At 42.3% G+C, this 25,781-nt stretch carries 27 protein-coding genes and 1 pseudogene; 3 read left to right on the top strand and 25 right to left on the bottom strand.

Annotation, left to right across the window (positions count from 1 at the left end):
* Window positions 1–286: 286 nt before the first annotated feature.
* From DFO72_RS04785 to DFO72_RS29280, 20 genes are all read right to left on the bottom strand, one after another.
* Window positions 287–739 carry a S1 domain-containing RNA-binding protein gene (locus tag DFO72_RS04785; protein WP_009334297.1) on the bottom strand — a complete coding sequence of 151 codons (453 nt, stop codon included), beginning with the start codon at window positions 737–739 and terminating at the stop codon, window positions 287–289.
* Between the two features lie 358 nt (window positions 740–1,097).
* Window positions 1,098–2,060, bottom strand: a complete 963-nt coding sequence (locus DFO72_RS04780; RefSeq protein WP_113881164.1) for a bile acid:sodium symporter family protein — start codon at window positions 2,058–2,060, stop codon at window positions 1,098–1,100.
* A gap of 111 nt (window positions 2,061–2,171) precedes the next feature.
* The gene (locus DFO72_RS04775; protein WP_113881165.1) at window positions 2,172–3,794 is read right to left on the bottom strand and encodes an ABC1 kinase family protein; all 1,623 of its coding nucleotides are present in this window, start codon (window positions 3,792–3,794) and stop codon (window positions 2,172–2,174) included.
* A gap of 115 nt (window positions 3,795–3,909) precedes the next feature.
* The gene (locus DFO72_RS04770) at window positions 3,910–4,674 is read right to left on the bottom strand and encodes an alpha/beta hydrolase (RefSeq protein WP_113881166.1); all 765 of its coding nucleotides are present in this window, start codon (window positions 4,672–4,674) and stop codon (window positions 3,910–3,912) included.
* Between the two features lie 107 nt (window positions 4,675–4,781).
* Window positions 4,782–5,342: a hypothetical protein gene (locus tag DFO72_RS04765; protein ID WP_113881167.1), complete on the bottom strand. Its 561-nt coding sequence runs from the start codon at window positions 5,340–5,342 to the stop codon at window positions 4,782–4,784.
* Window positions 5,339–5,665: a hypothetical protein gene (locus tag DFO72_RS04760; RefSeq protein ID WP_113881168.1), complete on the bottom strand. Its 327-nt coding sequence runs from the start codon at window positions 5,663–5,665 to the stop codon at window positions 5,339–5,341. The genes DFO72_RS04765 and DFO72_RS04760 overlap by 4 nt, the downstream gene beginning before the upstream one ends.
* Window positions 5,666–5,771: 106 nt before the next feature.
* The gene (locus tag DFO72_RS04755) at window positions 5,772–6,734 is read right to left on the bottom strand and encodes a VOC family protein (protein WP_113881169.1); all 963 of its coding nucleotides are present in this window, start codon (window positions 6,732–6,734) and stop codon (window positions 5,772–5,774) included.
* A gap of 31 nt (window positions 6,735–6,765) precedes the next feature.
* Window positions 6,766–7,551, bottom strand: a complete 786-nt coding sequence (locus DFO72_RS04750) for an SDR family NAD(P)-dependent oxidoreductase (RefSeq protein ID WP_113881170.1) — start codon at window positions 7,549–7,551, stop codon at window positions 6,766–6,768.
* 15 nt (window positions 7,552–7,566) lie between these two features.
* A complete protein-coding gene (locus DFO72_RS04745) occupies window positions 7,567–8,076 on the bottom strand; it encodes an aromatic-ring-hydroxylating dioxygenase subunit beta (RefSeq protein WP_113881171.1) in 510 nt (169 codons plus the stop codon).
* A 37-nt stretch (window positions 8,077–8,113) separates the two neighbouring features.
* Window positions 8,114–9,421, bottom strand: coding sequence for an aromatic ring-hydroxylating dioxygenase subunit alpha (locus DFO72_RS04740; protein WP_113881172.1), 1,308 nt, complete (start codon window positions 9,419–9,421; stop codon window positions 8,114–8,116).
* A gap of 92 nt (window positions 9,422–9,513) precedes the next feature.
* The gene (gene nadX, locus DFO72_RS04735) at window positions 9,514–10,296 is read right to left on the bottom strand and encodes an aspartate dehydrogenase (protein ID WP_113881173.1); all 783 of its coding nucleotides are present in this window, start codon (window positions 10,294–10,296) and stop codon (window positions 9,514–9,516) included.
* A gap of 12 nt (window positions 10,297–10,308) precedes the next feature.
* A complete protein-coding gene (locus DFO72_RS04730; RefSeq protein ID WP_113881174.1) occupies window positions 10,309–11,754 on the bottom strand; it encodes an aldehyde dehydrogenase family protein in 1,446 nt (481 codons plus the stop codon).
* Window positions 11,755–11,768: 14 nt separating this feature from the next.
* Window positions 11,769–13,490, bottom strand: a complete 1,722-nt coding sequence (locus DFO72_RS04725; RefSeq protein WP_113881234.1) for a thiamine pyrophosphate-binding protein — start codon at window positions 13,488–13,490, stop codon at window positions 11,769–11,771.
* A 26-nt stretch (window positions 13,491–13,516) separates the two neighbouring features.
* Complete coding sequence (locus DFO72_RS04720; RefSeq protein ID WP_113881175.1) at window positions 13,517–14,308, bottom strand: SDR family oxidoreductase; 792 nt, start codon at window positions 14,306–14,308, stop codon at window positions 13,517–13,519.
* Between the two features lie 23 nt (window positions 14,309–14,331).
* Entirely contained in the window at window positions 14,332–15,246 is a 915-nt protein-coding gene (locus DFO72_RS04715; RefSeq protein WP_113881176.1) for a VOC family protein, read from the bottom strand.
* A 152-nt stretch (window positions 15,247–15,398) separates the two neighbouring features.
* Window positions 15,399–15,935, bottom strand: a complete 537-nt coding sequence (locus tag DFO72_RS04710; RefSeq protein ID WP_113881177.1) for a cupin domain-containing protein — start codon at window positions 15,933–15,935, stop codon at window positions 15,399–15,401.
* A 146-nt stretch (window positions 15,936–16,081) separates the two neighbouring features.
* The gene (locus DFO72_RS04705; RefSeq protein WP_113881178.1) at window positions 16,082–17,359 is read right to left on the bottom strand and encodes an MFS transporter; all 1,278 of its coding nucleotides are present in this window, start codon (window positions 17,357–17,359) and stop codon (window positions 16,082–16,084) included.
* Window positions 17,360–17,652: 293 nt separating this feature from the next.
* Window positions 17,653–18,435, bottom strand: a complete 783-nt coding sequence (locus DFO72_RS04700) for an IclR family transcriptional regulator (protein WP_113881179.1) — start codon at window positions 18,433–18,435, stop codon at window positions 17,653–17,655.
* Window positions 18,436–18,511: 76 nt separating this feature from the next.
* Window positions 18,512–19,330 carry an alpha/beta fold hydrolase gene (locus tag DFO72_RS04695; protein ID WP_113881180.1) on the bottom strand — a complete coding sequence of 273 codons (819 nt, stop codon included), beginning with the start codon at window positions 19,328–19,330 and terminating at the stop codon, window positions 18,512–18,514.
* Between the two features lie 217 nt (window positions 19,331–19,547).
* Window positions 19,548–19,688: a hypothetical protein gene (locus DFO72_RS29280; protein WP_166672419.1), complete on the bottom strand. Its 141-nt coding sequence runs from the start codon at window positions 19,686–19,688 to the stop codon at window positions 19,548–19,550.
* Between the two features lie 238 nt (window positions 19,689–19,926).
* On the opposite strand from DFO72_RS29280, the gene DFO72_RS04690 reads away from it, so the two are divergent.
* Genes DFO72_RS04690 through DFO72_RS04680 form a run of 3 tightly spaced genes read left to right on the top strand, consistent with a single transcriptional unit; the run spans window position 19,927 to window position 23,064 of the window.
* A complete protein-coding gene (locus DFO72_RS04690; RefSeq protein ID WP_113881181.1) occupies window positions 19,927–20,490 on the top strand; it encodes a biotin transporter BioY in 564 nt (187 codons plus the stop codon).
* 35 nt (window positions 20,491–20,525) lie between these two features.
* Window positions 20,526–21,977 carry an AMP-binding protein gene (locus tag DFO72_RS04685; RefSeq protein WP_113881182.1) on the top strand — a complete coding sequence of 484 codons (1,452 nt, stop codon included), beginning with the start codon at window positions 20,526–20,528 and terminating at the stop codon, window positions 21,975–21,977.
* Entirely contained in the window at window positions 21,973–23,064 is a 1,092-nt protein-coding gene (locus tag DFO72_RS04680; protein WP_181782254.1) for an acetyl-CoA C-acyltransferase, read from the top strand. Before DFO72_RS04685 ends, DFO72_RS04680 begins: the two co-directional genes overlap by 5 nt.
* 144 nt (window positions 23,065–23,208) lie before the next feature.
* On the opposite strand, the gene DFO72_RS04675 is transcribed toward DFO72_RS04680, so the two are convergent.
* From DFO72_RS04675 to DFO72_RS29840, 5 genes and pseudogenes are all read right to left on the bottom strand, one after another.
* The gene (locus tag DFO72_RS04675) at window positions 23,209–23,796 is read right to left on the bottom strand and encodes a DUF6944 family repetitive protein (protein ID WP_113881184.1); all 588 of its coding nucleotides are present in this window, start codon (window positions 23,794–23,796) and stop codon (window positions 23,209–23,211) included.
* A 12-nt stretch (window positions 23,797–23,808) separates the two neighbouring features.
* Window positions 23,809–24,453: a DUF6944 family repetitive protein gene (locus DFO72_RS04670; RefSeq protein ID WP_113881185.1), complete on the bottom strand. Its 645-nt coding sequence runs from the start codon at window positions 24,451–24,453 to the stop codon at window positions 23,809–23,811.
* Window positions 24,454–24,671: 218 nt separating this feature from the next.
* Window positions 24,672–25,223 (bottom strand): annotated as a pseudogene (locus DFO72_RS04665) (N-acetyltransferase family protein).
* A gap of 124 nt (window positions 25,224–25,347) precedes the next feature.
* Complete coding sequence (locus DFO72_RS30340; RefSeq protein ID WP_258549801.1) at window positions 25,348–25,473, bottom strand: hypothetical protein; 126 nt, start codon at window positions 25,471–25,473, stop codon at window positions 25,348–25,350.
* Between the two features lie 52 nt (window positions 25,474–25,525).
* Entirely contained in the window at window positions 25,526–25,768 is a 243-nt protein-coding gene (locus tag DFO72_RS29840; protein ID WP_243856063.1) for a hypothetical protein, read from the bottom strand.
* Between the last annotated feature and the right edge of the window lie 13 nt (window positions 25,769–25,781).

The raw sequence follows: 25,781 nt of genomic DNA, 5'->3' as shown, positions 1-25,781 counted from the left end.
GTAATCGGCTTGCCTTTATCGCAGTTTAAGGGACAGTAAGACCCCCCACCTTTGATTCAGAGGAATCTTTGGTGGATCAGTGGCGGTCTAACTAACCGTATAGGCTCCAAAGCAGAACAAAGACTAAGAACGCCACGTTCTGTGGCGACGACTTTGTAACCCAAAAGTCCGCTTTTGGTCGTGCGAAGCTAATGCTGACGAAGAGTTCCTTTTCCTTTGGGCCTCACTTAACAATCAGCGGGGAAACCACCCGCTGATTGAAGTTTCACTCTATCTAAAGGGCTGCTTATCCGCGGCGTCCGCCTCGGCCGCCCCGCTTACCTTCAGTATTGCGCTTTAATGAAGAAATATTTTCTTCACTTGATTTTAAGAATTTTGCCATTTTGTCTTCAAAGCTTTCCTTCGGCTTAAAGTTTCCTTTAGAACGGAAATCTCTGGAACCGCCGCGGCGATCATCTCTTCCCTGGCGCGGCGGGCGCTGAGAATAAGAAGATTGGCCTTCCGGTCTGTCCACCGCTTTTTTGATGGATAGGGCAATTTTGCCTTCCTTCTCGCTAAGCACTTTAACAGTTACCTCATCGCCAACTTTTAAATGCTCATTCACATCTTTAACATAGCTGTCAGCTACCTCACTAATGTGAACAAGACCTGTCGTACCGCCTGGCAGCTCGACGAAAGCTCCGAAATTTGTAATACCTGTTACTTTTCCTTGTACCTTACTTCCAATTTCGATTGACAAAAAAACTTCCCCCTCGGTAGTGTTAACAACGTCTTATTATAACTTTTTTTTAAGATAATTTCAACGCCGGCGATATCCTCACGATATTCTACCCGTTAAAATTAAGAATAAATCATATTTTTTGTTCAAATTTAAATATTTAATTGCTTATTATACCTGTAAATTAACTCATTTTCTATGCGGATGGCCCTCTTTTATATAGAAAAAAATTTTTATGTGCAGATAAAAATTTTTATGTGCGCATAACGCTTTTTTATGTGCGGATAGCTAGATTTTATGTGCGGAAGGTTAATTTAGACAAATACTTAATTGCACCTTTAATGGCAAACAAAAAGCTCCTGAAACAGGAGCTTAAACCCTACACAGTATGACCTTCCTGAAGAACCTTCCTGCTGAAATGACGCTTCATTATAATCCCATACAGGGATGCCAATACCTGCTGAAAGAGCATGCCGATGACTACAGGAACAGCAACAGGAGCGGGAAAGTATGTGACTGCCAGGACAGAGCCTACGCTGATATTCCTCATCCCGCCATTAAACGTAACAGCCACAGTCGTGCCCTGATCGTATTTCAGTAAATTGGCGATGATGAAAGAGATAAGATAGCCCATAAACGCCACACAAAATACAGCAAGCCCGATGAGGACCAATTTAAGATTTACCTCCTTCAGATACGGGGCGACGACAGCTCCATTCAGCATAACCACAATGGCCATTCCAAGCTTAGAAAAAGGAGAGAGACGGCTGCTTAAGGCTGCAGCGCTTTTTTCTGCAAATTGATTGAAAAGCATGCCAAGAAAAGAAGGCAGAACAATCATGCCAAATAATCCAGCCATCATCGGCACAGCATCGATCTGTACAGACTTCTGGAAAAATACCGACAATGTCAGCGGTACAATAAATGGTGACAGAAAGGTATCAACCAGAATGATGGACAATGTCAGCGGAATATTGCCGCGATAAATGGAAACCCAGATGAAGCTCGATATGCCGGTGGGAATGGCCATAGCCAATACCAGCCCGGTAATGGTTAATGAATCATCACCGAACGCAAGTTTACCGGTGCTCCATGCAAAGAGAGGCATCAAAATATGAAGCAAAAACAAAATGAGGAAAAGCGGCTTTGGATGATGAACGATTTCTTTTAAACTGCTAAAGCTGGAGTTCAGACTGCCTGAAAACGTCATAAACGCAAAAACCCAAGGGATGATAAAGGCAAGGTCCTTGATATAACCAGCGAGCATAACACCTAGAACCACGCTTATTGGAGTAATCAATGGCATCATTTTCTCCAGCTGTTTATTGATTTGAATTAGCACACTGAGTACTCTCCTTTTCCGAATAATTGTTTACCTAACTAATTATTTTATCATAAACTGGCTGGTTATATATCAAAATAATGAAAAAGAGCCAAAAATCGGCTCTTTTGATTATCTCCGTTTCTCCGGCATATATTTCAGCCATTTTCCCAGTCTCCAGCTGTTCACTCCAAACCCTGCAAGCGCAATGGCTGCGATGCCTGCGGATAACTGCATGATCAGCATTTCTTCTAAATAAATGCCAAAGCCTGACCCAGTTAAACCTAGCATGAATAACTGAAAAAGCTGCTTTTTCCGATTTTCATAGATCGTAAACTGAAACTCCCTTCTTTGCCCTGCCTCTTTCATTTTTTCCAATTTACGCGGTGTTTCCAGGAATTCCGCTGCTGAATGAAAAATTTTAAAGAGCGGCTGGGATTGAATAATGCTCCAAATAAATGACCATTTATTCCCCTGAGAGCTTAGCCACTCTGTAAAAACTGGTTTGCCAAGGTCAATAAGATCATCTTCTGGTGCCAGATGGCGAACAATCCCTTCTATTGTCATAAATGACCTGCCCAGAAAAACAAAGCGGGTTGGCACCTGGATCGGAAGAGCAGCGATCAGATCATTTAGTTCAAGCTTAAGAGCCACTAAATCCATATCCTTTACCTGAGAAAGGTCAAATCCCATCCATTCTGACAGCAGCTTCTCCATTGTTCCAGCATTAGCTTCCGGCAGCAAAAATCCCAGCTGTGACAGACATTCGACTGCTTTACTGTAGTTTTTAGCCAGAATGGATTCAATTAAATTCTGAAAAGAGACTGCATCTTTTTTTGAAATTTCACCGGCCATGCCGAAATCGAGAAGAATAATCCGCCCCTCCCTTGTAAACAGCACATTTCCTGGATGAGGATCCGCATGAAACATCCCAGGTTCCAGCCATTGCGGCAGGAAGATCTTCATCAAACGGCGTGCCAGATCCTGACGGGATATCTCAAGCTTTTCAATCGCTGCTGAATCATTTAGCCTTGTTCCCTCCACCCATTCCATGACAAGCACTTTTGAGGTGCAAAGCTCCTGATGCACGCCCGGAATTTTAACCATCTCACTATCTTTAAATCGCTCCTTAAAATAAAGCAGGGTATTCTTTTCCTTTGTAAAGTCAAGCTCCCGCTCAATAACTTGCTTTAACTCCTGAAATAGGACTTTTAAATTAATGAATCCCTTAGGAATAGGGACAAACCGATCCGCAAACCAGACAAGAATCCTTAGGGTCCGGAAGTCTGTATGTACGATTGATTGAATATCTGGACGCTGCACTTTAATAGCGACAATTGAGCCGTCCTCCAGAGCGCCTTTATATACCTCTCCAATCGAAGCTGATGCTATGGCTTCTTTTTCAATCGCTACCACCTTTTTAGAGACCTCGCTGCCCCACTCTTCGTTTAAAATCCTCTTGATTTCACGCCATTCCGATGGCGGTACCTTATCGGTCAGGTCTTGCAGCTCCTTGATGAAAGCATTTGGAAGCAAATCAGAACGAATACTGATGAACTGACCAATCTTAATCAGGAGTCCTTCCAATTCAAAAAGTGTTGTCCGGAGTCTTTTCCCGATGCCAGACCATAAATTGCCCCATTCTGCTTCTGATTTGCGGGTCCATTTATACCAGTAAATTTGAAATATAATGAAAAGTGCCAAAGATATTATTTTGTACATGCGGAGCCATTTGCTTCTCGCCTTCATTTCCATCCTCTTCTTCCCAAGTAAAGTATACTGTCTGATTCTGCAATACAGGCTGAATACCCTTTTCTTTTTATACGGTATCATGTTAAAAAAGTTTCATAACATAAAAAACAGCCTGTCCTTACACTAAGGACAAGCTGCCTGCTTGATGCTGCTGAATATACTGATGAGTTATGTCAACAATCTTCTCTTTATCATGATCCATGGATGCCACATGATAGGAGTTATAAAGCGATATAGCTTTCTTTTTAGCTGAGCCAATCTTCTTCAAAATAAAATCTGTACACTCTGCAGGTACAACATGATCTTCTATCGACTTAAAGCCTAATACAGGTGTTTTAATGAATGGAAGTAAGTCTGGTGTTCTTTCCATGATCTTCTGCAATTCGAAGATGGAGGGGACCGGAACCTTCCCGTACGTAATTTCCTCTACATCCTCTTTTTTTATATCAGGTGCACCTTCATCAATGTACCTGGGATTTGTTTTCCCCTTTAAATATTCATAGGACGGAACCCGAAGAGCGGCATTTATTAACACAATACCTGCAATTTCAGGATATTTATTAGCCAGCCAAAGTGTCAATGCACCACCCATCGATTGACCTGCAGCATAAACAGATGTGCATCTGTCTTTTAGAAATTGATAACCCTTTTCAGCTTCAGCAAACCAATCCTCATGAGAGGTTTTTTCCATATCTTTATAATGTGTGCCGTGGCCTCTAAGCCTTGGAGCAAAGACGGTATAGCCAAGCTTGGCAAATGACTCCCCCAAAAACCGGACGCTCTGGGGAGTTCCAAGAAAACCATGTGTGATCAGAATCCCGATCTCATTCCCTTCATAGTAGAAGGATTCTGCACCGTCCAAAACAGGATAACGTTCATTCATAATCTGTTCCTCCCTCAGAATTCATTAATCACATTATATAACCAACTATTCCGACCTGTCAACTTGTATTTAAACAAAAAAGACCGTCCAAATCATATTTGGAGCGGTTAGACTAAAGAAAGTATTAATACAAAGATAAGGAAGACGTAACATACACCAAAGATAATAGCCCTTACATTAGAGTTTCGGGTGTACCCTTTGAAGTCTGCAAGTGATTGAGCACCATCCACCTTTCTGGAGTGAATGACCATACTGATATTGGTCAGGACTAGAATCGCGATTGTCAGAAAAAATAAAAATACCGGCTCAATACTCAGAATTTCACCGGAATCAAAATGAAAGTAAGCATTGAAAAATAGTATGCTGCTGACAAGCAAAGTCCAAATACTCCCCACTGTGCGCTGCTTACTCCATTCATTGCCCATTTTTTCTTTTTCATAGATGGCAACTTTTTCGATAACAGGAAAAATAGATTTGGTGGAATTACGTTTTGCCCATCCCAGAATGGATTGAATCAGAGTTATCATGCCAAGGAAAATAAACATTTGTGAAAATGTAATATCTATGAAACTTTGTAAAATGTACGTAGCGGTTAAGAAAAAAAGGAGGTTGCCATTTAAGAACAGGAGCTGCCTGATTCTTAGTTTCTTAATTTCAGAAGTAGTCACGATCCCGCCTCCCTATGTCTTATGAAATAAATAATAGGGCTCACGATTCCCAGAATGACAATGACAAGGAACATCCAAAATCCGCTTCCTCCTCCCAGCCCTAACTCATCAGCAAGAATGGCTTCAAAAAATAGTACCTGGCCAGATACTATGATTGAAATCATTGTAATTGCCATAACCGTAAATCCGTTCAAGAAACCCTGCATGACTTTAGGAAGCCATACAAGAATGAATAGAACGACAGTTATTAATAGGAAACTGGAAATCACTGGCCTCAATAGTGTAAAGGCTCCATCTGTTACAAAAGATTCGTAAGTGTACATATATCCCCCTAATAATTTCTATAATAGTATTATTTTACAATTAATCAGCTATTGAAGCCACCTTAAAAAAACGGCTGCACTTTATGTGCAGCCGTTCGGATATTATTTAATACCTCTCTAGTAATTCGATAATCACTTTGAACGTTGAGGTTGTGTCCATATAGGCGTATTTGCCTTTCCCATTAAAAAAATTGCCAGTTTGTATGACTGGATATCCCATTCCTTCCAGCAATCTGATTTTTTCATCCAGGTTATCGACAACGAACGAAATATGATGGACACCTTCCCCATATTTCTCCAGATGTTCCTGCCAAGTACTTGGTGAATCACCTGGTTCGATTAATTCACTTTGAATGAAGGGTGTATTGATGAACATATATTTTGATTTAGCTTCTGTGGGCTGACCTCTGAACATGACCTGTGTCGTTTCACTTGGGCCTGATTGTATAATGGGTGGCTTATCGGCACCGAGAAGCTTACAGTAAGCATCGGCAGCTAAATCCAGATCTTTTACCACGATTGCCAGCTGTTCGACTTTATTTGTTCCAAGCAAAGGTCTTAGTGACTCAGGGGCAGCTGCAGTATTTCTCGCCACAAAGCTTTCCAGGAGTTCAACCAATATTTTGCAGTCTTCCAAGGTATCTGCATAAACATATCTGCCTTCACTGGATGTAAATTCTCCACTTTGCAGTGTTGAATACCCGCTCTCCTCAAAAAACGGCATTCGTTCTCTGATGGATTCCACATCAAAGGCAATATGGTGTATGCCTTCTCCAGCTCGATCCAAAAACTCCCGCATCGTGCCTGGTTCTTCATTTGGTTCAATCAGTTCAAATTGAACAGTTGGCGTATTTAGAAAAGCTAATTTGCTTATTGATGCAGTAGGCTTTCCACGGTAAATTACCTTTGATACTTCCTGATCACCTGTTAAAAACCACTCAGGTTTGGGAACTCCCAGTAAACTTGAAAAAGCCTCACATGCCTCTTCAATATCCCGGACAACAAATGCCAGCTGGTTTATTGCCTGATTTCCTGCTAATGGCGCTTTAGTGGTTTTGCTTTCAGCCATAAAAACACTCCTTCTAAATGACGCTTCTCCTTCAGGATAATCCCCGTACAGCAAGTCCTCCATCACTCGAAATTACTTCGCCTGTAATGGCACGGGATTGATCAGAAGCAAGCAGCAGATACGCTCCTACATGATCTTCACTGGTCATGGCTATGCGAAGGGGATTCCGGGATTTAATGCTTTTCGCTTTCGTATCCGGATCGACTGCTTTCACAAACGGCTTAAGGGGGCCAATGACATTGAGTGCCGTCAATGTGCCGCCGGGGCCAACTGCGTTTACCCTGATATCCGGGGCTAATTCAAAGGCAAGCTGGCGCATTAAGCCGATTTGCGCGTGCTTGCTTGCTGTATACCAGACTCCGCCCCCGTCCGGGTAAAAGCCTGCTCCGGAAACCGTGAAAATCATATTTCCATTCGTTTTTTTTAATTCTTCCGCAGAAGCTTTTGCACCATTAAAATAGCCTTTGACATTAATAGTAAATAACAGGTCATAGGCATCAGACATGGCCTCTGGTGTTACTTCACTAAATTTGGCAAATCCATCAAATACTCCGGCATTGGCCACGAACACATCCAGTTTTCCCGTTGCTTCCACAGCAGCTTCAACGGCGTGAACATGATCCTCATATACAGTAACGTCGCCTTCTATGCATAGAACACGATCCCCGAATTCCTGCTTCAATTGCCCGAGGCCAGCTGCTGACTTATCCAGCACAGTTACAAAGGCTCCTTCCTGTATAAAAGTCTCTGTAACAGCCTTGCCAATGCCTGAAGCGCCCCCGGTCAAATAGACTGATTTTCCGCTAAGCAGTTCCATACTTGATGTTCCTCCTTAAACAAAAATAGCAAGATTTCTGGTATTGAGTGTAGTCTGATCGACAATGAAAACCCTTTTGGACAATTTCCAGACGCCATCTTCATATAGAAATTCATCACGGCGCTCCCCTGAGATCAGGTCATGATGGATGTCTGTACTGCGACTGCGATAGATTAGAAGATAACTATTTACTGATGCTTTTTCATTAGGGACATAGTCTGCCAGTTTCACATTGCTTACATAGCGGCGGGTGCGGGAAGGCGGAATTTCCGCCCAAGCATAATCCGTTTTCAACCGTTCAACTCTCAGGCTAAGCAAATCTATATCATCATTAAAAGAGAACATATCTTCCGCATAATCTGGCCTTTCGGTGCCTTCCTTATTGACACGTACAGGCATTTGATAAATCAGGGATGGATGCATAAGGCTAAACCAGCCATCAAAATCAATATGATCAAGCAGCTCAGCTTCTTTGTAGAGCCATTGTTCAAATTCATAGGTTGCGAGCATTTTCTCTAAACTCATTCCGTATTCCCCCATTTCAGGCATCGTTCCAGTTTATTTACTCGTTCATGAGATCAAGCCAGTAGCGGTAGAAGTTCCTTTGGTTTGCTTCAGTAAACTTATCATCGTAGACAACACCCGGACCGGTGAAATCGCTGACCGGTTCCCGGTGCATGCCCATCGTATAATTGTAGACAAGTTCTTTCATAACAGGCATTGGACCTGATGCGGCAGCGGTTATGTCAGTAAAAACTTCCGTATCATCCTGCTCAAAAATGCCTGAAGGGCTGAACGTTAAAATGAAGGAATCCCTTGAACGTTTTTTCCAGTCGTCTGCAGCATTTTTCTCTACCAGGAACCAGGCGATCACTTCCATTTTATCAGGCCCAATTGGCCTCCACATCCGAACGGTTGTATTCGAAATCAGCTGCCCTTTCACTTTTGTATGCGAAATGAGGAAGCTCAGGTTTGGAAAGATGTTTCCGATCATATTTTTCAAATTGGCCAGCACATCATATTGTTTATTTGTTAAATTGGATTGATATTCCGATTTTAGCTCCTCAGGGAAAGCGAAGTCAGGATTAGGAGTGCCCAGATTTAAACCATGCCCGTTCATTGTGTGAATTTGGTATCCCTTTTTGGAATAGGTTGCACTGGGCACCATGCCCAATTTTGCAATGGATCCATGCGTGACCATTGTGTGGTAGGAATCGCCGACAAAGTTATCTGCTCCTACCTTCCAGTTTGAATGGATGATAAATCTTTGCGGAGGGCCGAGGACTTCCATTTCAGCACGTCCGGCTAAAATGTCCAAATACCATTTGAAATCTCCCAGAAAATCTGAAAGAGACTCGGCTTCTTCATTCCAGGTTCCAAAAATAAGGCCTTTATACGATTCAATCCTTATTTTGTGGAGTCCCAATTTGGACTTATCCAGGTCAGTTCCATAAATATCCTTCTGCAGAGGTACTCCAATAAGATCACCATTGTTTTTAAAATTAAATCCATGATAAGGACATACAAATGAGGATTTATTGCCTTTGTCAGCACGGCATAATTTCATACCGCGGTGTGTGCACATATTGTAAAAGCCGCGGATTTCATTCTCTGAATCTCTTGTAATAATAATCGAGTACCCTGCTAAATCTCTTAACATATAATCATTTTTATTTGGGGTTTCTGATTCATGGCCAATAAAAAGCCAGGTTTTCATAAACACCTTTTTATGCTCAATATCGTAAATCTTAGGATCTGCGAGGATAAAAGCAGGAATGGATCCAGCCTCAGGCTGGACTGTTTCGTTTAAGTAGCCGATAGTTTCTTTTTGGGTCATTTCTTCTAAATTCTTAGTTGTCGTTTTAATCATATGTAAATTCCCCCTTCGTCTTAAAATAAGCTTCTCCAAGGAGCGAGGAAAAGAATAAACTATTCTCTTCCTGCTATAGCACCAAACTCATCTCAACCAACCCGGATTATTTCATCCCTATTCTTCAATGAAGCCAGGATGCTTAGAGCTGCCAGGTAGCTTGTCTTTGGATTATTAGGCATCGGGTCATTTTCGACTTGAAGCGATAGCTTTCCGAAAGAACCTGCTGCCTCAATCGTATGGCTATTTTTCCTTACTGCTGGGTCGGATATGATTTTAACTCCGGTATTCTCGGCACCTAATCCCGCGAGAGACAAGATAATGGAAACATTGATATTCTTAGGGAATAATTTAATGGCTTCGGCGGCAGATCCCTCAAAAAGCACCTTTTCCCCATCAAGCGGGGCACCAGGAAGTGCCTGAGGAGGCTTCCTGGTGATAATGGCGACAGAATCCAGCTCACCAATCGCTTTAGCTGCTTTTAGAACATCCAATCCGCCGATTGCCCCTGATGGCAAATGAATTTTCGTATTATTTAAAACGCAAATTTCTTCAAGACAATGATAAAATTCCTGGTCTGCCAATGCTCCAACACTGCTTACGACCAGATCTTTACCAGACAGCAAAATGGAGGCAGCATACTCTTCTACAGCTTCAACAGTTGCGGCTTCAATAACCAGGTCGGCCTCGGATTTTAAAAGGGATTCCACGTCTGCAAAGATTTCCGCATGAAATTCCCGAGATAGTTCCTTTGCCTGTTCCTGGCGGCGAGTATGAAGGCCAATAATTTTCGCATTTGGTATTAAGCAGTCTTTATTAATGCTTTGGAGAAGGAACCTGCCTATATTCCCGCCTCCTATTAAGGCTAATTTCATATCGGTATCCCCCTAATTGGCAAAACCATAGGAATCTGCAAAAAACTCCAGGCCGCAATGCCGCGTTTCACGTGAAAGTCCGCTTTCCTTTAGTCCCGGGAAGTCCAGATGGAGATCCTGAAAAACGGTATGGTTATTATGGAAAACGGCACCGGCCTCTAACCGGTCTGCAAATTCAATTGCTTTGGATTCATCTTCTGTCCAAACAGAAGCCCTTAAACCAAATTCACTGTCATTTGCAAGGCTGATTGCTTCTTCATTATTTTCAAATGTGAGAATCGGAATTACCGGTCCAAATTGTTCTGCATGAACAATTTCACTACTTTGATCAACATCTGTAATGATTGTTGGCAGTATGTAATAGCCTTTATCCCAGGACTCTGGATCAAGCTGAATCCCTCCTGTGAGGACTGTGGCTCCGGATTTTCTGGCGCGTTCGATCAGGCCATTCACATATTCGTACTGAGACCTATTGTTCAATGGCCCCATCTCAGCATCAGGCTGAATGCCGTTTCCAACCTTAATATGCTGAAATTCTTTTCTAAGCTTTTCTACCAGCTCCCCGTATCTTGATTCATGGACATAGATCCTTTTTATGGCTGAGCACACCTGGCCTGCTGCCCGAAGAACACCGAAACGCAGGCGCTTAATAGCGCTTTCGTCCAGATTGGCATCTTCGAGAATAATAGCCGCATCATTCCCGCCAAGCTCCATGTAGACATTTTTAACTGTGCCTGAAGCAGCTCGCATAATTTCTTTCCCCGTCTCAGTACTACCGACAAATGCAATGGTTCGGATACGCGGATCAGAGCAAAGCTTGTTGCCAATAACTCCTCCTGAACCAGTTACAACATTAATGACTCCTTCAGGGAAATAAGAAGCTACTGTCTTGAGGAAAGACATGATCGTCAGCGGACAGCTCGTCGCCGGCTTTACAACGACTGTGTTTCCGGCAAGAACAGCCGGGATCACCCGCTTAAACGTAAGGATCATCGGTGAGTTCCATGGAGAGATTACCGCCGTTACCCCACGTGGACGCTTGCGGATTTGGACCTTCTGGGATCCGGGAATGGATTCAGGTTTCCACCATTCCAGCAGTTCCTCGGCAGCTTCCTTCATTATATCGACACAGCGCAAAAGGTCTTTTTTCGCTTCCACCAATACTTTTCCATTTTCTCGAATCAGCAAAGTTACGTTCTCTTCGACACATGCTTTAATCTCGTCTGCAGCCAGCTTCATCCGGTTTGCCCGATCCTCAATCTCACTTCCAGACCAGGTTCCAAAAGCCTTTGCTGCAGCAGAAATGGCTAATTCAACCTGTTCTTCTGTACACAAAGCCACTTCGCCCACAACTTCCTGATGATCAGCCGGATTAAGAACAGGGGCTGTATTTTCTGCCTGGATCCAATCTCCAGCTATTAAATATTTTCCTGAAACAAATGGATAGGTCGAAATCACCACAAATCACTCCCTTACAACTTTTTCGGTTTGAAAGCCTCAGCCGCACCAGGGGGCCCTCCAAATGGTTTCGCCATTGGCCCGACTGCTTCCATATCCACTACGATCATGGAGGGTTTTCTCCTGTTCATTGCCTTATCCAGCTCGGACGCGAATTCTTCCGGAGAACCGATTTGCGCTGATGCAAATCCCATGGACTGAGCCAGCAAAACGAAATCAGGGCTAACTAAATCAACCGCTACCTGACGTCCATAGGCGGCATCCTGAATATTTCGGAGAACACCATATCCTGCATCATCAAACAGGATGACGATTAACGGAAGATTTTCCTGTACAGCAGTAGCCATTTCACCCACATTAACCATGAAGCCGCCATCTCCAGCTAATAAAACAACTTGTCTATCCTTACATCCCATTTGTGCTCCGATTGCAGTCGGCAAACCTTGCCCAATCCCTCCGCCTGAAGCATGAATGGATGTACGCGGTTCGTATATTTCAAATAATCGGCTGCCCCAGACATTTGCCTGTACCGTAACGTCACGCACCAATACAGTATCCCGCGGGAGCATATTCCGCATAGAATCAGCTATTTTTTCATAGGGTCCAAGCGTTGCTCTCAACTGAAGACGCAGTTCTTTCCTTACTGAAAGCACTTCTTCCAAATATTCAGAGGAAGGAGCTGATGCTTCCTTAGCCAAATCTTCATTTAATTTACTCAAAATAAGCTTAGCATCGCCTGCCAGCCCAATGGCGGCGGCATAATTTCTGTTCATTGCCTGCAGATCAGCATCAATGCTGATATGATTTTCAGGAACTTCTATTTTCCAGTTGGAGGTCTCATTCCCTCTAAATCTGACTCCAATGCTAATCAGGAGATCGGATTTCTTCACTAAATCTTTTGTTAATTCAAAGGAGGCAAAGTGGCCAATACATTGAGGATGATCCTCCGGAATGCTGCCCTTCCCTGATTGGCTCGTAATAACGGCGGCCCCGATCCTTTCCGCAAGCTCCTGCACTTCTTTAGCAGCCCCGGCGCTAATGACGCCCCCTCCTGCCCAAATAACCGGGCGGCGGGCTTGGCTGATTTTGGTTATCGCCTCTTTTGGAAGATACGTTAATGTGCTGTTTCCCTGAACTGAAACCATCACTTCTTCCAATGAATAATCCGGAATAATCGCAGATTGATAATCGATCGGGATTTCAACTGAAACAGGCCCTGATGGGGCTGCAGCAGCTTCCTTAATCGCTTGTCTGATAACCGCTGCTGCCTGTTCAGGCCTTCGTAGCCGCATTGCTTTTTTGCACGAGCCCTCCATAATAGACAGCTGGTCTTTACACTCGTGAATATAGCCTCTGCCAGTTCCCAGATAGGGGGATGCAACCTCACCTGTTAAATGAAGGACCGGAACGCCCGCTGCCCATGATTCAATCAGTGAACCAGCTGCGTTTCCTGAGCCAGTTCCCGTACTGGTAATGACCACCCCCAATTTTCCTGTCGCACGGGCATACCCATCTGCCATATTTGCCGCACCGCTCTCCCCGCGCGAGCATACCAGATGTATACTTCCATCACGGAGGATGGCATCATAAATCGGCATATTATGAATGCTTACAATCCCAAAAGCCACCTCAACACCAGCCCGGACGAGTTCCTTCACAACTGCATCTGCTGCAGTAAATTCCATTTGCTCATTTGCGTTTACCGGTGCAATTTCCAATTGTTCCTGTTGGCTCATCATTACATTCCTGCCTTTGCTTGAAATTAAAGCGCTTTCCCCAGCGCTCCAGCTGTTTCAATGGTTGATCCTGAAACATAACTTGCCTGCTTTGAGGCTAAAAAGAGAATGACACTGGCTACTTCTTCTGCTTCTCCAACCCTGCCCAGCGGTATCTCCCGCTTTGCTGCAAGATCTTTGTAATATTCTTCGGGATCCATATCAGGTGCATTTTTCAATCGTCTGCGTTCCCACTGGTCGGTACGGATTAGGCCAAGACTTACGGAGTTGACCAGGATATTGTCTGATGCAAGCTCTTGGGAAAGCGTTTTACTTAAGTTTAAAAGACCTGCCCTTGTTGCGGCTGTGGCAACCATATGTCTTTCAGGTTCCTTTGCAAGCGTCGCATTAATATTGATGATCCTTCCGCCTCCGCGCTTCACTAAATAAGGATGAACAGCACGTACCGCGTGGATAATGGCAAAATATTTTAATTGAATCTGTTCCTGCCATTGCTCGTCTGTAATATCGAAGAAATGGCCCATAACACTTTGTCCGGCTGCATTAACTAAAATATCAATTCCCTGAAATCGGGATGCTGCCGAATCGACAAAACGAATAACATCCTCTTTATTTGTTACATTACAAGAGGCAGCAAGGATTGACTCCCTGGATCCGTATAGCAATAAATGGTCAAAGGCTTTATCCTTCCTCTCTGCATTTCTGCCGCATACCGCCACATTGGCACCTTCCTGAAGGAACATTTCTGCTGTTTTGAGGCCAACTCCCGAAGTCCCGCCCATTATGACTGCTGTTTTTCCTTTTAAACCAAAGTCCATCACGATACCCCTTTCAAATATCTTTAGGTTAATGCATTCACGTTAACCCAGCCTGGATCAGGCTTTCCGCCCATCGCTGCACGTGCTTCCGGTTTGGGAGGACCGGCTATTCCCCATTGATCCATCAGGTGTGGAACCCTTTTCCATACTCGAGCCACCCATTCTTCCTCATCTTCAATGGTTTCTAGATAACAAGTGTATTCCATGACAAATTTGGCAGGATCCTGAAAGTAACAGAATATGTTATTTCCCGGTCCATGGCGTCCAGGCCCCCAAAGCTCCTGATAACCTGCTTTTCTGACGTTTGAAATCCCCCGCATGACTTCGTCCACTGTGTCTACCTCATAGGCAATATGATTGACAGATGCATGCTGGTCCTGATTGAAGGCAATTGAGTGATGCTTCCTGTTGCAGCGCAGGAAAGACATTTGGTGTTCACTCCAATCAGTAACCTTGAATCCTAATATATTTGTATAAAAGTCTGTAATCATATCCAGGTCTGCCGTATTCATGACCACATGATTCAGCTTGACCGGATCAACATTCTTCTTATTCCAAATTGTCGTGTGCATTTCCACCCATGCTGAAAGTTCAATGCAGCGGTTTTCCGGATCAGCAAAGCGAAGGCCGTACCCTTTGCCTTCTTCATTTAAATAGCCCGGTGGTGAAATAATCGGGATACCTTTGGAAGCGAGAATCTCCGCAGCCCTGTCAACAGCGTTCTTATCAACCATTCCAAATGCAATATGGTGAAGCCCTGCTTTCTCTCCCCGCTTCAAATTTAAAATATGATTCTCTGAACCAGCACCCCTGAAATTGACAGAATCCCCATCTTCGGATACCTTATCAAGACCCCAAATTTTCTCGTAAAACTCAGCCTGCTCCTCAAGAACTGGAGTAATGAGACTTATATGCCTCAAGTGAGTTATACCTAACATCCCATGCACCTCCAAAATAATAGATTTACAATCCTCCGATCATTGGCTGCCGAGGAAACATTTTTTATTAAAGGAACCGGGATGACCCGGCAGAGTTAAATTAGCGGACCATCCCGGTTGTATTCATTAGAATCCAAGTTTTTCAGAAACTATTATTTTCCGTTGATGATAGCTTCTCTCTCTTTCGCACGCTGAATGCGCAGCTCTTCAAGAGCACTCCCTTTCGGATATGTAGGAAGATTTGGTTTTACTGCTCCAAGCATTACCAGCATTAACGCTTCTTCATCGCCATCATTATGAATTCCGCGGTACACTCCCGGAGGAGAACTGATGCAGTCACGCTCATTTAAACGAATTTCATGAACTTCATCCTTGCCTTGTTCCTGAATAAGAGCCTTTACACTCCCTTTAAGAATAAAAAATACTTCTTCCACATCATCGTGAAGATGCAGAGGTCCAACACATCCAGCTGGAAGCACCATCGTGCTGAGTGTAAAATGTTCCGCTGCAATTACATTTGAATCATTATTCGCTGTAGCTCCGCGGCCAATATATCTCATTTGCGCCCTTTTGTATTTTGGATCAATTTCTTCTTGAAATTTAAGAACATTCCAGTCCAGTGACCGGTCTTCCAGCCGTGCTACATATTTTTTTTCGAAAGCTTGCACATCAAATTTTTCTGCTGACATTTAATATCACTCCTAATCCTTTTAATGTTTTATATACAAAACAATGTTTTACTTACAGGTTAATAATAAATCCCAATATTTAATATGTCAATTAAAAATATTGAGAAAAATTAAATTATTAAAACTTCGTTTCAAATATAAAACTTTTACACAATTACCTTTCTATTTGGAGGAAATTGCTCAATCCGAAGTTCCGCTGCCTCTTTTTTGATTGTGAATATATATGCGATAAAGCCTAAGCTTGCTGCAATAATAAGCATAACGATAGATGGGCCAAAATCCCCGCCTGCAAGGTCTCTCATCCATCCCATGATATAGCTTGAAAAACCGCCTAAAATATTTGTGAATCCCATAAGACCTGCAGCACGCCCTGCTGTTTCCGGGGTCGAAAATTTTACGATAAATAAATTGCTTAAATGGAAGACCCCGCCTTGAGTTCCCATTGCAAGTCCCATACAAATACCAGCCAGAACCGGATGTGGTGCAAAAATAGCTGCCGTTAAGAAGACTGCCGTTAAACTGAACAGAATCGTGGCCAGCAAGCTTGGACGTCTTGTTTTGTCTGCCAAAAATCCGCAGGATAATACAAAGCCTAGAGCAAATAGCCAGGATAATGAGGTAATCCCCGTCATTGCTTCTCTTGAGAAACTTTTCGCCTCAACGAGATAAGTAGGGAGCCAAATGCTGATTCCGAAAAACAAAAACGATGACATTAACATGCCAAACCAGACGATCCAATAGCGGTAGTCCTGTGCAAAGCTTTTCTTTGGTTTTTCAGTGCCATCAGACTTGCGGATATACGCAAGCTCTTCCTTATCAATTGCATAATGTTGTTCAGGTGTATCCCTAGTAAGGAACCAAAACATTGGAATAACAATAAATAGATTAAAAGCAGCCAGGAAGAAAAACGCAGCTTCCCAATGGAAAGTAGCAAGCACTAAAGTCAAAATAACAGCTCCACAGGCAGGTCCGAAATAATTGCCCGCGAGCCAGGTTGATTGTGCCCGGCCAAGTTCCCGCTGGTTAAACCAATTTGAAATGAATTTTCCGCAAACAGGAATCATCATCCCTTCACCAAATCCAAGGATTACCCTGCTGATTAAAAACATCTCATAAGAAGATGCCAAACCGCCTGCAATCATAGTCGCAGTCCAAATGAACAGCCCGAATACTGCCGTTTTCCGCGGACCTGCTTTATCAATAACAAAGCCCCAAAATATATTTGAAACGGCGTAAGAAATTGTAAAGATAAATGTTATTAAGCCAATTTTGGCATTTTTGTCTGCCCCTGTTAGCCCCAGATCACTAAGGAAGCCAGGATCCGTTTGAATAACCGAGATTCCCAGTTTATCAATTTGTCCAAAAAACCAGAAAAAGAATATAGGCACTGCAATATAGAGCCATCTTTTGTTCCCTTTCAGCATTTGTGATCCCCTTTCAAGAAACATATTCATTTTTGCAACCGCTTTCAATTACGTTCGATTCTCAAATATTATACTTCATAAAAAAATTTTTTTTGGGTGGTATTTTTTGCCCTCCTTTCAGTGATTTTTTTGTTTTATATACAAAACAATGTTTACCACTTATCAATAGTGTAAAGTTTTTCGAAAATTGAGTCAATAAGAAATTTCAATTTGTTTTATTTACTAAAAAATGTTTTATATACAAAACAAAAAAGCTTGCAGCAGCTGCAAGCTTTTTAACCATAATTCTATTCTTATAGATGATATCCCATATAGCCTGATAACTTTTTTGAAATCTCAAGCACTTTAGGAAGCGCTACTTGTTCAATAAACTCATCATGGAATGTTGTCTCTGTTGCTACAACATTAATAGCAGCCATAATACTGCCAGTTTTATCGAATATTGGTGCGGCTACTGATTGAATACCATGGTGAAGTTCTCCTTTTGTAATGGAGTATCCATTTTCCCTGATTATTTCAATTTCATTTTGAAAATCAGCCAGAGATGTTTTTGTCCGATCCGTATACGGCTTCAATTCGGATCCATAAAAAAGCTGTTTCAGCTTTTCCTGCGGCTGATAGGCAAGCAGCAATTTTCCATTTGCTGTTGCATGAGCTGGAAGCCTCAGTCCGATATTGACATTAATAGCAGATACCCCTCTGACAGGAGCACTGCCAACATACACCACTTCATTTCCATCCAGAATAGATAAATGGCAGGAAGCCCCTGTTTCATCTCTTAATGTTTCCAAATAAGGCTGGGCAATTTCCGGAAGTTTTAGCGTACTTAAGTAGGAAAAGCCCAATTCTAGTACCTGGGGCGTTAAACTATATCTTTTTGAGTTTTCGTCCTGGTCAAGATAACCAAGCGACTGGAGAGTATACAATAATCGATACGGGACTGTTCGGCTAACATTCAATTCTTTTGCAATTTCAACCAGTGACATAGTTGGACGCTCTTCATTAAAGAGCTTTAAGATTTCCAATCCCCTAACAAGAGCATTGGCATTATACCGCTCTTTCTCCTCTTTTGCCATACAAGTCACCCCCTGTTTACATTTTTACTAACATATTAACAAAACCAGGATAGAAAAAGGAAATATTTCTCTATGACTACCTTTCTGCTAATTCTTCTTTTTTGTATGCTCCCTGCAGAAAATTCAAAATAAGGGCATTAAAATAGTCCGGATTCTCCTGATAGCATAAATGCCCTGTTTTCGGAATGGTTTTTAGAATTGTATTAGGGATATACTGATGGAAAATTTCTGATTCGCTTACAGGAGTCACCTTATCCAATGCCCCGCAAATAACAAGGACAGGAACAAGAATGGAAGGTAAAATATCCATTTGATTTAAATTTGAAAGTGAGAAGGCCACAGAGCGATAGCCCATCGGCCTCACCTGGGACATGATTCGTATTGCTTCCTTCTTAACTTCTGGATCCGGGTTTGGCGCAAGAAGTTCTTTGACCCTTAATTGGGCCAATTCCTTTGGATCCATTGTGTTAATATTATGTAAGCGATTCTTCAGCTTTCTTTCGTTTTCTTCATGACTCTGCCCCGCGGCACCACGGGTGGCATCGGCAATAATCAGTCTGGTCACCATTCCAGGATAACGGCTGCAGAAATCAAGAGCAATGGCTGAACCCATTGAATGACCTAAAAGATTAACAGTTTTATAATGCAAACCGTCAATAAAGCCCTTTAAAACATCAGCAAATTGGCTGAATTGTGTAAATTCCTCCCTAGGATCAGAGCTCTTGCCATAGCCTGGCGCATCCCAGGCGATAACAGTAAATTCCTTACTCAGCCCTTCCAGCTGCTTTTTCCAGGATTGTGAATTGTTGCCCAGCCCATGAAGAATAACAAGCGGCTCACCATTTCCTTCTATTTCATAATGAATCGTTAAATCATTCACATCAATAAATGGCATTTTATAACCTCCACACATGTTTGTTTTGTAAGTAAAACATCGTTTCGGTTATCCTTATCATAAATCATATTCTGGAATAGTCAACTGAATAGTCAAAAAATATCTTATCTCTTATATCATTGCCCCAGCCTTTGGTTAACACGTTTCCTGAACCAATAATAAAAACCCGATCATAAGAACGGGTTTTTAATTTTGCAACTCAGCTTTTAAGTGTTACTTATTGACCTTGTGCACCATTTGATGTAACCCTGCGTACGTGGTCCTCTTCAAAGTTGTTTTTTCTGGCATCTTTCACTTTATCGTCCAATAATTCCTTTTGGTCAACTTGATCAGATGGTGTATTGTTTTTTCTGGACACTTTAAATAACCCCCTATAAAATATTTTGATACCCGCTTAGTTTGATTTATTTTAGATAAAATAAACATTAATATTTAATAGCTGCAGCTATTCAGTAAACATAAACTGGTGGACTTACAAGCATTACACCAACTGACTTTCTCTCAATTGTAAACTTCGTTTTTTTCAGGTTGACAAACTTTTATGTTAACCATAAAATGAAAACAGTTAACCTATTAATCTGAATTGGAGAGGTATTATGAAAGTTAAAGAGATGACTTATGTGGCTTTATTTGCTGCAGTAATGGGAGCACTTGGTCTTGTTCCCCCAATCATGCTATCTTTTACACCCGTTCCGATTACCCTGCAGACACTTGGTGTCCTTTTGGCCGGCGGTATTTTAGGCGCCAGACTTGGCGGAATCAGCATGGCAGTGTTTTTACTGTTGGTTGCTGCGGGTGCACCATTATTATCAGGAGGCCGCGGCGGCATTGGTGTATTCTTCGGGCCTAGTGCAGGGTATTTGATTTCCTATCCGCTTACAGCATTTTTTATCGGGTATTTACTCTCACGCTTCAAAACGTTAAAATTAAAGAATATCCTGCTCATAAACCTGACTGTCGGCATATTCCTTATCTATCTTTTTGGAATTCCGGTACAGGCCTTTATGATGAATATACCTCTAGCAGAAGCTATCAAATTAAGTCTGGTTTATATCCCGGGAGATGTATTGAAAGCGACTCTCGCATCATTCCTGGTATTCAGACTGCTCAAGCATCCGATTATAAATAAGCAATTTTCTAAATCTCTGGAGACACTATAAGGTGTCTCCTTTTCCATAAGGAGAGGAACAACCCGTTGACAAATATCACAGCAAATATAAAAAAAATAGCCGATGATTCTCCATATAAAGCAGCAATCATTTCGAAAAGCCAAACTTTAAACTATAAAGAATGGAGCTCTCATCTCTGCAAAACTGCTAACTGGCTTAATTCTTTATCTGTAACCAATAAATCTGCAGCAATCCTGCTGCCAAATGGAATTCCTTTTCTGCAATTATTCACAGGTGCCTCCATGGCTGGATGGACTGCTGTACCTTTTGACTTAAAATGGAAGGCCGAAGAACTTAGCCAGCGGATCGAAATATCCAACCCTTCTATCGTGATCACAGGTAAAGAATACTATGATCAGATTGCCCGCCTGCACCCTTTCGTGCTTATCTGGGAGGATGCCCTGGAGGAAATTCGCCGTCAGAGCGCTTCGTTTCACATCGATTCAGAAACTAACAGCCCGTTTTATATGGGATTTACTTCAGGCACGACCGGCAGCCCTAAAGCCTTTATCCGTTCCCATAGATCCTGGGCGGCCAGCTTTAAGGTTAATCAGCATGATTTCAAAATGGATGAGCAGGAAAACGTCTTAATTCCAGGCGCACTTATCCACTCTCACTTTTTGTATGGAGCTGTAAGTACGCTTTGTACGGGCGGAACAGTTCACCTGCTCGAAAAATTCAGTGCACCCCAGGTTCTCTCATGTATCGAGGACCAGCCCATCAGCACACTTTATACAGTTCCGACGATGGTTTCAGCTATTTTAAAAGAAAAAAGAATCATAGAGAAACCGATAAAAATCTTTTCCTCAGGTGCGAAATGGGATGAAACTTCGAAGCTGGAAATCAGCAAAATATTCCACCAGCTCTCAATGATTGAATTCTATGGAGCTAGTGAATTGAGCTATGTAACATTTCTTGCGGATGAAAATATAGCAGGATCAGTCGGAAAGCCCTGCTATGGTGTTGAAATCGAAATTAGAGGAACAGAAGGCAAGAAGCTCGCTCCTTATGAAATTGGCAAAATATTTGTCAGAAGCGAACTTATTTTCGATGGATACCTTTCAAATGAAACAATCCAGTCCATACAGGATCAGGATGGATGGGCCACCGTTGATGATATGGGCTATGTTGATGATAAAGGATATTTATACATCAGCGGCCGTGAAAAAAACATGATATTATATGGAGCTATTAATATCTTTCCTGAAGAAATTGAAAAAGTAATCAGTTTGCACCCGGATGTCGAGGAGGCTGCTGTGATTGGACTGGAGGATCAATATTGGGGGCAAATTGCAGCTGCAGTCATCAAAGGCAAAACAGATGCACTTGAGTTAAAGCGCCTATGTAAAAAACATTTAGCCTCTTATAAGGTTCCGCGCAGATGGATTTTCACAGAAGAAATGCCCTACACAGCCGGCGGAAAAATTGCCCGTGCCCAGCTGAAGGAAGCCATCGAAAGAAAGGTGATTAGCCATTAAGAAAGCAGTGATTGTACAGGCAAAAAGAACACCTATTGGAAAATTAAATGGGATGCTTAAGGACTATGAGCCTCATGAACTTGCTGCCCCGCTTCTGAAATATCTGGCTGAAGGTATGGAAGAAAAAATTGATGACGTCATTTTGGGTAATGTCGTAGGACCCGGCGGGAATGTCGCCCGCTTGTCAGCATTGGAAGCTGGACTTCCTCTTTCTGTTCCGGGCCTAACCCTGGACAGGCAATGCAGTGCGGGTCTTGAAGCCATTCGATTGGCATGCTATTACATCCAGGGAGGTGCCGGGACTTGTTATATAGCGGGTGGTACGGAAAGTGCCAGCACCTCCCCCTTTTCCAAAAGAGCCCGCTTCTCCCCGGACCAAATCGGAGACCCCGATATGGGTGCAGCAGCGGAAAATGTAGCCGAGAAATACAACATTTCAAAGGAAAGTCAGGATACATATGCACAATTGAGCTATGAACGGAGCTGGAAAGCTTTTGAAAAGGGAGTGCTGGCCGAAGAAATGATCCCAATTGGAAGCCATCTGCATGATGAAGAGTTTTTTAGAAAAAGAAAAATGGAGACTCTCCTTAAACGTGCAAAGCCTACATTTAAAAAGGATGGCACTGTAACAGCAGCCAATAGCTGCGGTATCCATGATGGAGCATCTGCTGTGCTGCTAATGGAGGAAGAAACAGCAGAAAAAAATGGATACAGGCCCATTCTGCGTTTTGCCGATAGTGCAGTAGCTGGTGTACACCCCAACTATCCGGGATCTGCGCCAGTCCCAGCCATACAAGCTATCCTGGAAAGAAATTATTTAACAATCGACGATATTGATTTAATCGAAATTAATGAAGCATTCGCTTCAAAAATCGCAGCATGCGCCAATGAGCTTTCCATCCCATATGAAAAACTGAATGTTAATGGGGGTGCTCTAACGATTGGCCACCCTTATGGAGCTTCAGGTGCTGTGATGATTACAAAATTATTTTATGAAGTCCAAAGAAGACCTCCTTCCAAATATGTATTAGCTGCCATTGGAAGCGGAGGAGGCGTCGGAGTTGCCGTTTTGTTTGAAGGGGTATAATAAAAGTGTAAGTTTGCCTGGAGTAGGTTTATTCCAGGTTTTTCATACATTCGCACAAAGATAGCACCTGCTAGCATGGTGATATTCGACACATATCAACTGATATCATCATGATAACCATTTATTTTCTCTATTAATGCGAAATCATACTGTTTCCTCAGGTGCCTGGATTATTACATAAGCGCCAAGAGTGGCACCTATGAATTCCAGCCATCCCCCTGCAGCCAGAATCAGTCTTTTTTGTATGCTCTCTTCATCTTCTATAAGAATTCCTACAGCGTCGAGGATGGCCGATACGGAAATTAATGAGTAACCCAGAGTTTCGAGATTGCTGAGCATATTGTTTTCTACGTTTGCAACTCCCGCAGCTTCCAATGCTGCACCCATCGATTGAATGGTACTGCCCAGTGAATTAAAGCCTGACACAGAAACTGATGGATTTTGAATTTCGATATTGTTTGCGGCAGTGTTGATGGAATTGCCGCCTGCCTGCGTAAAGCTCCCAATTATTCCATATAAATTTGCTGCTTCTTCATTCCCTTCAGCTGCGCTTATTCTTCCAAATCCCTGCAGGCTATTGCCAACCGCCTGGACTCCGTTTCCGTCCCGGATTAACTTTTTGCTGATATTATTTTCATCTGGCTTCATAGTTTCACCAATTGCTGAAATAAATGTACCCGCAACCAAAAAATAAGCTCCGATAGTTAATAGATCATCTCCTTCTAGATACATGATTACCCCTCTCTAAAGAAGTTCTTCATTTAGCCATACAGAAGATTTTGAGTCAGGTTCATTGTTTTCTTCACTGCTCTCAGAAGAAATCTCCTGATTCTCCTCCTGAATCGTGCCGATTAGGGATAAGACAGATCCGACTGCCTGAATCCAGCTTCCAACTGCTATAATATTATTCGCACTTTCTTCTGATCCACCCCTCTCTTTTTCCTTGAGATTTATCGTGCCTCCATATGCCTGAAGTGAATTGCCAATCGATTGAAGCAGATTGCCATTTATATTAAAAATCTGGCCCGCTGCAGTGGGATCTTCAAATTCATCTCCAAGGGCTGCCGCTCCGCCAAGAGCCTGAAGCCAATTTCCTGCAATCACTAACTTCTCTTCATTTTCATTCTCTAAGTCTAAAGTTAATCCGGCAACAACAATACTGTTTCCGATTGCCTGTATCTCATTGCCGACCTTTTCAAGTGATGGTCCGCTTTGCCCATCCGCCTGAAGAGCGTTACCTGTTCCTTGGAGGCTGTTTCCAACGATATCAAGGCCATCAAAGAGTTTTTCCATTTTTTCTGACTTTGCGGGTATGGTTGAGACAGCAGAAATGATCGTTCCGATCGCAGCTAAAGTGGCTCCGACGATCTCTTTTAGTTGATTGTCCATAACATACTCCTTAGCTGACGTATGTTAAATTATATTCAATAAATAAATAAGAGGTACGGAGTTGCGGAAATGAAGAGAAGTATTTCCGGGGTCCGAATATGAAAACCGGGATTTGATATCCAATAAACAGCGAACCTAAGTGCTTTGGTGGCCGGCTCAGCCGTGTTTTATGCTATAGCTCTTCATGTGTTCGCTACAAGAGTTAGAGCCAAAAATATTCATCTTTTATCATTAATCCTGCCCATTGCTATGGTGCTGTAATAGCTGCCATCAGACAATTGCTTATCCATTTTTAATATTCCTTCAATTTCAAAGCCATTTTGCTCATATATTTTAATCGCTTTCTTGTTTGTTTCAAGAACATTTAAAGTAATCTTCTTAATATGATTAGAGTCCGCCCATTTAATAGACTGTACTAAAAGGTTTTTTCCAATAGCAAAGCCCCAGAATTCCTTGAGCACACATACACCAAATTCCACTTTATGACCGCTTCTTTTCAGTTCGCTGCCTTCACATCTGGAGAAGCCGGCAATTTTCCCATTCACTCCAGCAATAAGGAATATATTCCGGCCGCTGATGGAATCCTTCGTAACTAACTCTTTAAAACCTGCTTCATCTATGTATGCTTCGCCTGCTTCCCGGTCCATATACTCTGTTTCTCCATCAATCTGCACCCTTACTTTAGAAAGTTCCTATGCATCTTCCTCGACAGCAGATCTAATAATATAGGTTAAATTTTTAACTATGTATTCTTTTGATTTTATTATCATAAAAATTCTCTCTCTTTCTCTTGATAGATATTTCTTTCATGAACTATGAATATGCCAACATAAACAAGTTCATTAAAAAAAGAGCCTATTCCTCCTCCATAAAGGAATGGGCTCAATCAGACAGTTATTTTTTTAAGACAAGCAGGGATTTTTCATACACTTCAATCTTATTGATATCAAAGTCATGAAGGTTTATGCTGTCCTTGTATTCGGGTTCCTCCGATTCGTCGCCAACCCAGCAGGTATACAATTCACAATAATCTCCCGAGGCAAGGTGCTGATCTAAAAAAGCACATAATGATTTAAATATTCGCTGCCCTTCTTCTTGCCCTTTTTGGATAATCCTGTTTGTAGTATTTATTAAACCAAATACTGCCGTGCTGATTAGAGGTTACTTCGTAGATATATTTTGATGATAGATGTTTATGTACCTCTGCTCGCATTTTTTCATCAGAGAAGAAATCACCTATGATGATTTCATCATCACTCTCTGGATCACTAATTGGCAATATAACACTACATCCAAGATAATTAACGATGCTCATAATCTAACTCCTG

This window comes from Cytobacillus oceanisediminis (assembly GCF_004366035.1).
GTDB classification, from domain to species: domain Bacteria; phylum Bacillota; class Bacilli; order Bacillales; family Cytobacillaceae; genus Cytobacillus; species Cytobacillus oceanisediminis_C.
The sequence above is the reverse complement of the archived record's forward strand: the minus strand, read 5'-3'. Positions and strand labels throughout refer to the sequence as shown.